We start from the raw sequence: 9,652 nt of genomic DNA, 5'->3' as shown, positions 1-9,652 counted from the left end.
ATTGAGCTTTAGAGATGCGTCGAGTTATATCATTTTAAAACTGACTCAGCTGTCATCTCAAACGCCAGGGAATGTCCCGAGAGATGTCTTGGACATAGTGCGTAATGCGAGACAGTTCAAGCTTGATCGGAAACGGGATAGGGCCTATCCACGTGCGTTAAAAATGAGTAAAAACAAGTATCCCATTAAGTCTAAGAAAAATGCCGTTCACACTAAGTGAACGGCATTACGCTATTGCGGGCTTTTTGCTTGAGTATGTTATAAACCGTAGCTATAACTGGCTTGCAAGCCTAACGGAATACCCAAAGCCCAGTAACCGAGCAAGAACAAGGTCCAGCCAATCAAAAACGTCACGGAATAAGGCAGCATCAGCGCTATCAAAGTGCCAATACCGGTATTCTTAACATACTTCTGGCAATACACCACAACCAAAGGGAAGTAAGGCATTAGTGGGGTAATAATGTTAGAGCTCGAATCACCAATACGATAGGCCGCTTGAGTTAAATCAGGAGAGATATTTAACTGCATCAACATCGGCACAAAAATCGGACCTAACAAACCCCATTTCGCTGAGCTTGAGCCCACGAAAAGGTTCACAAAGGCGGTGAGGAAAATAATACCAACGATAGTAACCGAGCTTGGCAAGGCTAACGCTTTGAGTACTTCGGCCCCTTCAATCGCCATTAAAGCCCCCAAATTAGACTTAGTGAAGGCCGCGACAAACATGGCACAGAAAAACGCCATCACAATATAATATGCCATACCGCCCATAGACTTACTCATAGCCGCAATCATGTCACGCGAGCTGGTAAAGGTCCCCACCATAAAACCGTAAATGGCACCAGGGATCCAAAATAGCAAGAAGATCAATGGCACGATAGATTGCATTAACGGGGCTTTAAAATCTGTCAATTCACCATTAGCCGCCCGTAACGGTGAGTCCGACGGTGCACTGGCGAAATACAATAACGCCAACCCTAACGCCATCACTAAGGTTGAGACGAGGAACGCCCGCTTTTCTTTTGTGCCCACTTCATCAAATGAAGGTAAGCCGCTGGTGTCACCATCAACCTGAGTTTGCTGCAATCTTGGTTCGATGATCTTATCGGTGATATACCATCCCAACAACACAATAAATAAACTCGATGCCGAGGTGAAGAACCAGTTATTGAGTGGATTAACTGAGATAGCAGGATCAATAATTTGTGCTGCGCTCTGGGTAAAGCTTTGCAGTAATGGATCTAATCCTGATGGCACAAAGTTAGCACCAAATCCGCCACTCACTCCCGCAAACGCCGCCGCAATGCCCGCCAAAGGATGACGGCCCATGGCAAAGAATATAACACCGGCCAAGGGGATCACTAACACATAGCCGGCATCGGTGGCAGTATGGCTCACAATGGCAATTAATATGATTGACGGCGTGAGCAACTTAGCCGGCGTCACTTTCAGCATGAGCTTTAGCGCCGTATTAATAAAACCAGAATGCTCCGCTACCCCCACCCCGAGCATGGCAACCAACACCACGCCTAATGGCGCAAAACTGGTAAAGGTGGTCACCATCGACGATAAAAAACTAACCAAGGCGGATCCGGTGAGCAAATTATTGACCTCGAGCGCCATACCGGTGCGCGGATCGATAGTGGCAAAACTCATCTGTGAAAATATGGCAGACAATCCCCAAATTAATAACATCCCCAGCAAAAATATCACCGCGGGATCGGGTAATTTATTACCTACTCTTTCAATGCTATTTAGCATTCGGCTCAGCATGCTTGCTGGCGCTTGACTCTGGTCCTGGGTCGGCACGTTCATCTCCTATTATTTTTTAGGGTGCTACATTAGTGACAAAATTAACGAGAAACAAGCCTAAGACGAGCCGAACCCTCGAGAATGCTCAACAATGTCGCGTAAAACACATTCTGACTTTGCGCTAACGCTAACTAATAGCGCATTGACGGTTAATTCATCAAAAAACTAGGCACAATGATATTAAATGAGTAACCTTAATTAATACTGTCCCAAGGATGAGATAACGATGCAAAGTCAACACTGGGCTCAAGCAATTTGCCTTACTTTCTTGCTCATACTAACCGCCGGCGTCAATGCCAGTGCCAAAGTCTATCGCTGGGTCGATGACCTAGGGCGGGTACATTACTCGGATGAACCTAGCGCCGATGCGGTTGAAGTCGAACTGAAACCTGCCACGATTAACCAAATCAGCGTGACAACCCCCATCTCTGCCGCCGAGCAAAATAGCCCCGAAGTGGTTTACCAGTTAACTTTAGTTAGCCCAGAAAATGAAGCCACTATTCGTGACAACAATGGTGACTTTAGCGTCAAGCTATCGCTATCGCAGCCCGAGCCTGCCGGTGCGTTTTACCAGTTGCTGCTTGATGGCACGCTTTACAATGAAGGCCAATCTCAAGCCCTGTTTCAACTCACCGGCGTCGAACGCGGCAGCCATACGCTCCAGGCACAATTAGTGAGTCCTCGCGGCAAGATCTTGGCCCAAACCCAAGCCATCACCATTTTTATGCATCAAGCCATATACCATCCGCCGAGACCTCAACCCCGCGCCAAATGATGCCGATTTACGGGCGCGAAACCTCGTGCCCCAAGCTTTCCTTGAGCAATCAATAAAAACGGCCGCATATTTGCATAGTTATCATGTGATTAGCCAGTAATGCCTTAACACTGGTTGCCCATGCTATCGGCCTGCGTCGGTAACGCACAAATACAGGGCAAAGCTTGTTGATTGCACCACCATGGTGCAAACTAGGCGTATATGCCCCGATGAACCAAGGAAATAACTTAGATGACCGCCAACGATGTGCTCAGCTTAGATGATAAGTTATTAAATTATTTGATGACTGCCGTCATCGTCATCGATAGCCAATGCCATATCCGCTACGCCAATTCGGCGGCTGAGCAATTATTTGCGATTAATCGCCATAAGTTAACCGAACTCAATTTAATTGACTCATGCCATTTATCCAGCTCTCTCAATCAGCGATTAGCCACGGCAGTGCAAAGTGGTGACGGCTTATATTTCAGTGCCATCAGCCTAGTCATCAACGATGGTCAACCGGTGAGCGTCGATCTCACCTTGAGCCCTCTGCCGGATAACGGCCTGGCCGTGTTAGAGCTCAAACAAGTCGATCAGCAGCGGCGCATTCATCAACAACTGAACCAAGATGCCCAGCAACAAGCCGCGCAATTTTTAGTACGAAATCTTGCCCATGAAATCAAAAACCCATTGGGGGGCTTGAGAGGCGCGGCACAATTACTGGATCGCGAGCTCAATGACCCGCAACTGCAAGAGTTTACCTCGATGATTATCGAGCAGGCGGATCGATTGCGAAACTTAGTCGATCGTTTGCTAGGGCCGCAACGCCCCAGCTTGCATAGCATGAATAATATCCATCAGGTCACTGAAAAAGTGCTGCGCTTAGTCGCAGTCACATTACCGCCAAACATTAGTCTCCAGCGCGATTATGATCCCTCGATCCCAGATAGCGTGATGGATCCGGAACAACTGCAACAAGCCCTGCTGAATTTACTCCAAAATGCCATCCAAGCCATGGCGCAGCAACAGGGGACGGTCACCGTGCGCACTCGGACTCAGCACCAAGTGACCTTAGGTGAAAAGCGCCATAAATTAGTGATGGAAATCAAGATTATCGATAACGGTCCTGGCATCGCTGATGCACTCATGGATACGCTTTTTTACCCCATGGTCAGCGGCAAAGCCGATGGCAACGGCTTAGGCTTGTCTATCGCTCACAACATTGTCAGACTGCATGGCGGCCGCATCGATTGCGTCTCTCAGCCCGGTCACACCGAATTTACCCTATTATTGCCACTACGCGATCAAGGCCCGCAACTTGCTCGCTCTCCCCATGAGTTATCGCTTGCTATTGACGAGGCCCGCCATGAATGAACAAGTCTGGATCCTAGATGATGACACTTCAATTCGCTGGGTATTGGAGCGCGCACTCAAAGGGGCGGGGATCAGCAGTGCCAGCTTTTGCGCTGCAGAATCCCTCTGGCAGGCATTAACGGATAATCAGCCCCAAGTGATCTTGTCAGATATCCGCATGCCAGGCACTGACGGTCTCACCCTGTTAAGCCGTATTCAACAGCATTATCCGCATATTCCAGTGATCATCATGACGGCTCACTCGGATCTTGATAGCGCCGTGAATGCCTATCAAACCGGCGCCTTCGAATACTTACCTAAGCCCTTTGACATCGATGAAGCCATTGCCCTCGTTGAGCGGGCCTTGTCCCATGCCAACGAAAGCAACAACCAACCTGTGGCAACGCCTATCATCGCCCATCAAGAAATCATTGGTGAAGCACCGGCCATGCAGGAAGTCTTCAGAGCCATAGGGCGCCTATCTCGCTCCTCGATCAGCGTACTGATCAATGGCCAATCGGGCACAGGTAAAGAATTGGTCGCTGGCGCATTACATAAACACAGCCCACGTAAAGATAAGCCATTTATCGCCCTAAATATGGCTGCCATTCCCAAGGATTTGATTGAGTCTGAGCTCTTTGGTCACGAAAAAGGAGCGTTTACTGGGGCTGCGGCGGTGCGCCATGGCCGCTTTGAACAAGCCGACGGTGGCACATTATTCCTCGACGAAATTGGTGATATGCCCCTCGATGTGCAAACTCGGCTATTACGAGTATTGGCCGATGGTCAATTTTATCGGGTCGGGGGCCACTCTCCCGTCAGCGTCGATGTGCGTATTATTGCCGCCACGCATCAAGATCTCGAACACCGAGTCAGTGCAGGCCAATTTCGTGAAGACTTGTTTCATCGGCTCAATGTGATCCGGGTGCATATTCCAGCACTAGCCCAGCGACGCCAAGATATCCCGATGTTAGCCAATCATTTTCTTGCTGCTGCGGCCAAAGAGATGGGGGTGGAATGTAAACTATTGAGTCAAGCCGCCACCGATATCCTCACCACTCTCGCTTGGCCTGGCAATGTGAGACAGTTAGAGAATACCTGTCGTTGGCTAACAGTGATGGCTTCTGGGCAAGAAATCTTAGTGCAAGACTTACCGCCGGAATTATTGACCAGTCAGCACAATCGCACCACAGAAACTAAAGCAAATGCTAGCTGGCAATCGTTATTGCAACAAGAAGTACAACAGCGCCTTCACGCCCAAGAAGTTGATATTCTCAATCAATTGGCGCCGGAGTTTGAACGGATTTTGTTAGCCTGTGCCCTCGAACATACTCAAGGACACAAGCAAGAAGCCGCGCGTTGTTTAGGCTGGGGTCGAAATACCTTAACGCGCAAGCTTAAGGAGCTGGCCGAGGGTGTGGCATAAGTTGCACCGGATCTTGATGCACTATCACTTCAGCATGATCAAAAGCCGCCATAATTCGCTTTTCGGCGGCATCGGCGGCGCTGTGGGCGGCAAATAATGACTGGTTGCCGTCCAACTCTAAATGAAATTGAATAAAGGTCGTTTTGCCTGATTGGCGTGTGCGTAAATCATGTACCCCAAGCACTCGTTCATCATCTAAGGCAATTGCGATTATTTTTGTCCGTGTCTCTTCATCGAGCTCTTTATCCAGCAGCAGATTAATACTACGGTAAGCCAAATCGACGGATTGATAGCCGATGTAGAGGGCAATCAAGACCGCAAATAAGCCATCGGCCCATAACCAGCCTTTTGCTGCCATGACTAACGCAATCAAGACTGCGCCATTAAGTAATAAGTCTGATTTATAGTGCAAAGAGTCCGCTTCAATCACACAACTTGACGTCATGGCCAAGGCTTTTTTCTGCAACAACACTATGGCTAAGGTCATGACAATGGCAATCACAGAGACCCAAATCCCGACGTCAGCGTGCTGCACGGGTTGCGGGTCAAATAACCGCTGAGCACCATGCAAAAACAACAATAAGGCTGAGCCCGCAATAAAGGCTGATTGTGCTAATGAGGCTAGGGGTTCCGCTTTACCATGACCATAACGGTGATCATCATCCGCGGGCACTATCGCATAGCGAATCGCCAATAAATTTACGATTGAGGCTAACGCATCAGCAAATGAGTCTGTCAGCGAGGCCAACATACTGGCGGAACCTGAGTATTGCCAAGCAAATAATTTAATTGCTATTAAAGTGAGCGCGGTTGCCACAGAAGCGCGGCTGGCGAGCTTTACCCAAAAATCGTAGGAAGAACTGGTCATAGTCACGAATTAAGCAGAATTTATCCCTTAGTGTATACCCAATCGACCTGAATTTATACGGGGTAACTGTGCAAGCTTACCCCTAAGATCCGATTGTTATTATCGATTCTTCTGACACTTATCCATTCGCTGTTGCCATTTTTGCTGCTGCTCAGGTGTCAACATTTGGTAGGCCTGATGACGTAAGCGTAAATTGTTGAGCGCGCGCTGCTGGCGAAATTCAGCTTGTTTTGCCAGTAACGCTTTGGCCGCGCCCTCATCAAACTGGGGGGCAGTGACTAAGTCACTCATGGCTTGCCGATTGTCGGCGCGCATTTGCGAACGCGCCTTAGCTTGATCGTCAGTGCGAGACTGCTTCATTAGTTGCTTAAGTTGTTGGCGCTGCTCATCGCTTAAATCTAAGCGCTTAAACATCTTATGCATGCCCTTGCCATCCATCACATCGCAGCCATGGCTCTGGTGATGTTTTTTTTGGTGACGAACTTGGTGATCACTCGATCCTTCACCTGTGTCTTTTGCCATTGCCGTCGCTGAAAAGTAAGCACTGGCCACGAGTAACAACATAGTTCTAGCTTTCATAAGGATCCCTCGCTGAGGTGAGTCAAAAAAATGGGTCCCAAAAAGTATACTCTGCCTTATGTCAGCCTGTACGCAGGCTAGGTAAAGCTAGGTAAAGAAACCTATTCAAGATTTTTGCTTTCGCGTACATTAATAGCATCCATGATGTCCCTAATGCCGTTGAGTAAAATCGTGACTATACACTCTCTTTTACTAATTGATGATGATACCGGCCTATGTGAATTGCTAAGCCAATTATTAGAACTGGAGGGCTTTAGCCTTGATTTAGCGCATGATGGCGAGCAAGGCTTAGCGCAAGCGCGCCGTCAGCAATATGATTTAATCTTACTCGATGTCATGCTACCAAAGCGCAACGGTTTTGAAGTGCTCAAGGCCCTCAGGCAAGACAGTCAAACCCCCGTGCTCATGCTAACCGCTCGTGGAGATGAAATAGATCGGGTGGTCGGGTTAGAGATTGGCGCCGATGATTACCTGCCCAAACCGTTTAACGATAGAGAGTTGATCGCCAGAATTCGGGCGATTTTACGCCGCGCCAATAACTCATTGAATAAACAAGCAGAAACTCATCAAGTGCTTGGTGATCTTAGCTTAGATCATGCTCGCCAAGAGGCCTTCTGCCATCAGCAATTACTGATGTTAACCGGCACCGAGTTTGCGTTGTTGGCCGAGCTGATTGCCCACGCCGGCCAACAAGTGGGTAAGGAGCAATTAAGCGAGGTGGTCTTGGGTAAAAAACTGATGCCCTTTGATCGTAGCCTCGATATGCATCTGTCAAACTTACGTAAAAAACTGCCCGCCCGAGATGATGGACGCCCCCGAGTAAAAACCCTGCGTGGTAAAGGTTACATCTGGATCCCATAATGCTAAAGCAAACGCCAAATCGGTTATTTATCAAATTACTACTCAGCTTTTGGCTCTGCAGCTCGGTCATTATTGCCGCGGTCGCCTTATTGCCATTAATGCAGCAAAACTATGACAGACAAGCGATCCCCGCGCCATTACAGCAATTATTAGCAGAGGCCGCTAACCAGCTGCAATCTTACCCAAATACCGACCAACATCACCCCATGCGGGTCCTGCATCGATGGGTCGCTAAGCACCCCAGGTTCCAAGATAAGCACCTCAAGTTTTATCTGGCAGATAGCCAGGATAACTTATTGTATTCCCACAGCAATCCTAAATTACTACGCCATTTCCAATTAATGGTGGATGAAGTCGGCCACCCCATTAGCCACCAATTTCGTAATGATCTGATGTTTGGCCCCTACCAGTTCAATATGAATGGCCAAAATTATAGTCTTTATGGTCGCTTCCCCGAGCACCATCCGCGCCCATGGTTTTTATATTTAGCCGAACACAAAGGCCTGACGCTCGCATTAGCTATTTTATTATCCGGTTTACTGTGCGCTCTGCTGGCGTGGCATTTAGGCAAACCATTACGCTTACTCAAACAGAGTGCCGAGGCCATTGCGCGCGGTAACTTAACCACCCGAGTCGACGCTCAGGTTGCCCAGCGCCGCGATGAAATTGGCCAGTTAGCCCAGGCCTTCAATTTAATGGGTGACAGTATTGAGTCTATGGTGCTGGCTCAGCAGCGTTTGATTGGCGATATTTCCCATGAATTGCGCACCCCACTGACGCGCTTACAGTTGGCGCTGGCCTTGGCGCGTAAACATGGGCTTGATGGCAAAGAATTAACGCGAATAGCCGATGAAGCCGACCAGTTAGAGTGCTTGATTGCTGAGCTATTAGAATTATCTCGAGTCAAAGCCAACTTACCCGAATCGCGCAAACGCTTGGAGCTCAACGAAACCTTAGATCAAGTCTTAGGAGATGCGGAATTCGAAGCAGAACAGCAAGGTAAGGTGTTGCATATTCATCTGCCTGAACTGGCGTTTAGTCATTATCCAAGACCACTCAGTCGAGCCATCGAAAATCTGCTGCGCAATGCGATTCGTTACGCAACGCTCAATATCTGGATTAGTGCCCAGCAACGGGGCAATCAGTTACTGATCACCATTCATGACGATGGCCCCGGAGTCGAGACCGAGGCGTTGGCGCATTTATTTAAACCCTTTTTCCGTCCCGATAGCGCTCGGCAACGCGATAGTGGTGGTTGGGGCCTCGGCATGGCCATTGCCGCCGCGGCGATACAAGCCCACGATGGTGAAATCCAAGCATTCAATCATCAACCTCATGGATTACGCTTGGATATTGTCCTTCCGCTTAATCAGCCGCAGTAACGCGTTGATATCGTTTAGGGGGCTTGGGGCTATTGTTCGAACAATATTTGCTGTAACAAGTGTTCTTCTGGCACTTTACTGTCTGAATGCCCAAGCAATTGCAGCAAGGCATAACAAAACTGCCGGTAGATGGCTAAGTCATCAAAACACTTGCTAGCATCATCAGAATTGATCATGGTGCCACGAATAAAATCGGCCACTAACTGTGAACGATCGTAGCCTTCCACAGCCCCCATCTCATTAATAATCTTTTGATTCCAAGTGCGATAAGCCTCGTATTCAAACGCAAATTTAGCGACAAAACTGGCGGTTGCTTGTGTCATCACGGTGTCATTGGGCATCACTCTGTCGATAGCAAAGTGTTGGTGTTCCAACATGTCCTTCAAACGCCAGCAATGATGAAAAAGGAATAACTCGACGGCACTAAGGCCCGTTGAGGTTTGCTGGATCCGACTATTCCAGCGTTTGTAACTATCAGTCGCCACCGCAGGGTGAGATCGCGAACAAATTTTAGCCAATCAAATGGGCAAAGCTTTTCAATTTGATGGCGTTGTGATCTTATACTCTCTTTTGCTGAGACCCTATCATGAGCCTTCTTTCCCTTACCAAGCACT

The 9,652-nt window shown here is 48.4% G+C and carries 10 protein-coding genes and 1 pseudogene; 6 read left to right on the top strand and 5 right to left on the bottom strand.

Annotated elements, in window-relative coordinates; all coding sequences use genetic code 11:
* Window positions 1-220: pseudogene (locus tag KU855_RS18060) on the top strand (IS4 family transposase); the annotation flags it as partial.
* A gap of 38 nt (window positions 221-258) precedes the next feature.
* Here the strand turns inward: KU855_RS18060 and KU855_RS18055 are convergent.
* Window positions 259-1,773 (bottom strand): AbgT family transporter, encoded by a 1,515-nt coding sequence (locus tag KU855_RS18055; RefSeq protein ID WP_371316390.1) that lies wholly within the window; start codon window positions 1,771-1,773, stop codon window positions 259-261.
* 265 nt (window positions 1,774-2,038) lie between these two features.
* Between KU855_RS18055 and KU855_RS18050 the strand changes: the two genes are divergently transcribed.
* From KU855_RS18050 to glnG, 3 genes are all read left to right on the top strand, one after another.
* The gene (locus KU855_RS18050; protein WP_218532511.1) at window positions 2,039-2,587 is read left to right on the top strand and encodes a DUF4124 domain-containing protein; all 549 of its coding nucleotides are present in this window, start codon (window positions 2,039-2,041) and stop codon (window positions 2,585-2,587) included.
* Between the two features lie 231 nt (window positions 2,588-2,818).
* Entirely contained in the window at window positions 2,819-3,943 is a 1,125-nt protein-coding gene (gene glnL / locus KU855_RS18045) for a nitrogen regulation protein NR(II) (RefSeq protein ID WP_218532509.1), read from the top strand.
* The gene (glnG, locus tag KU855_RS18040) at window positions 3,936-5,348 is read left to right on the top strand and encodes a nitrogen regulation protein NR(I) (protein WP_218532507.1); all 1,413 of its coding nucleotides are present in this window, start codon (window positions 3,936-3,938) and stop codon (window positions 5,346-5,348) included. The genes glnL and glnG overlap by 8 nt, the downstream gene beginning before the upstream one ends.
* On the opposite strand, the gene KU855_RS18035 is transcribed toward glnG, so the two are convergent.
* A complete protein-coding gene (locus KU855_RS18035) occupies window positions 5,320-6,216 on the bottom strand; it encodes a cation diffusion facilitator family transporter (protein ID WP_218532505.1) in 897 nt (298 codons plus the stop codon). The genes glnG and KU855_RS18035 overlap by 29 nt on opposite strands.
* 99 nt (window positions 6,217-6,315) lie before the next feature.
* The gene (locus KU855_RS18030) at window positions 6,316-6,795 is read right to left on the bottom strand and encodes a Spy/CpxP family protein refolding chaperone (protein WP_218532503.1); all 480 of its coding nucleotides are present in this window, start codon (window positions 6,793-6,795) and stop codon (window positions 6,316-6,318) included.
* A gap of 177 nt (window positions 6,796-6,972) precedes the next feature.
* Here KU855_RS18030 and KU855_RS18025 point away from each other — a divergent pair, with 177 nt between their 5' ends.
* Both KU855_RS18025 and KU855_RS18020 read left to right on the top strand, forming a co-directional pair.
* On the top strand, window positions 6,973-7,656 hold the full coding sequence (locus tag KU855_RS18025; protein ID WP_218532515.1) for a response regulator: 684 nt from the start codon (window positions 6,973-6,975) through the stop codon (window positions 7,654-7,656).
* The gene (locus KU855_RS18020; protein ID WP_218532498.1) at window positions 7,656-9,038 is read left to right on the top strand and encodes an ATP-binding protein; all 1,383 of its coding nucleotides are present in this window, start codon (window positions 7,656-7,658) and stop codon (window positions 9,036-9,038) included. The genes KU855_RS18025 and KU855_RS18020 overlap by 1 nt, the downstream gene beginning before the upstream one ends.
* 29 nt (window positions 9,039-9,067) lie before the next feature.
* Here KU855_RS18020 and KU855_RS18015 read toward each other — a convergent pair whose 3' ends face one another.
* Complete coding sequence (locus KU855_RS18015) at window positions 9,068-9,415, bottom strand: hypothetical protein (protein WP_218532497.1); 348 nt, start codon at window positions 9,413-9,415, stop codon at window positions 9,068-9,070.
* 5 nt (window positions 9,416-9,420) lie between these two features.
* Window positions 9,421-9,652, bottom strand: a 232-nt coding sequence (locus tag KU855_RS18010; protein ID WP_218532496.1) for a hypothetical protein, incomplete at its 5' end; no start/stop codon positions are given.

The organism is Shewanella sp. NIFS-20-20, from assembly GCF_019209865.1.
In the GTDB taxonomy this organism is placed as follows: domain Bacteria; phylum Pseudomonadota; class Gammaproteobacteria; order Enterobacterales; family Shewanellaceae; genus Shewanella.
This window is presented reverse-complemented; position numbering and strand designations above follow the sequence as displayed.

Coding starts and splice junctions, on each gene's coding strand:
- KU855_RS18055 (WP_371316390.1), bottom strand. CDS start 1,773: ATGCTGAGCCGAATGCTAAATAGCATTGAAAGAGTAGGTAATAAATTA.
- KU855_RS18050 (WP_218532511.1), top strand. CDS start 2,039: ATGCAAAGTCAACACTGGGCTCAAGCAATTTGCCTTACTTTCTTGCTC.
- glnL (WP_218532509.1), top strand. CDS start 2,819: ATGACCGCCAACGATGTGCTCAGCTTAGATGATAAGTTATTAAATTAT.
- glnG (WP_218532507.1), top strand. CDS start 3,936: ATGAATGAACAAGTCTGGATCCTAGATGATGACACTTCAATTCGCTGG.
- KU855_RS18035 (WP_218532505.1), bottom strand. CDS start 6,216: ATGACCAGTTCTTCCTACGATTTTTGGGTAAAGCTCGCCAGCCGCGCT.
- KU855_RS18030 (WP_218532503.1), bottom strand. CDS start 6,795: ATGAAAGCTAGAACTATGTTGTTACTCGTGGCCAGTGCTTACTTTTCA.
- KU855_RS18020 (WP_218532498.1), top strand. CDS start 7,656: ATGCTAAAGCAAACGCCAAATCGGTTATTTATCAAATTACTACTCAGC.
- KU855_RS18015 (WP_218532497.1), bottom strand. CDS start 9,415: ATGTTGGAACACCAACACTTTGCTATCGACAGAGTGATGCCCAATGAC.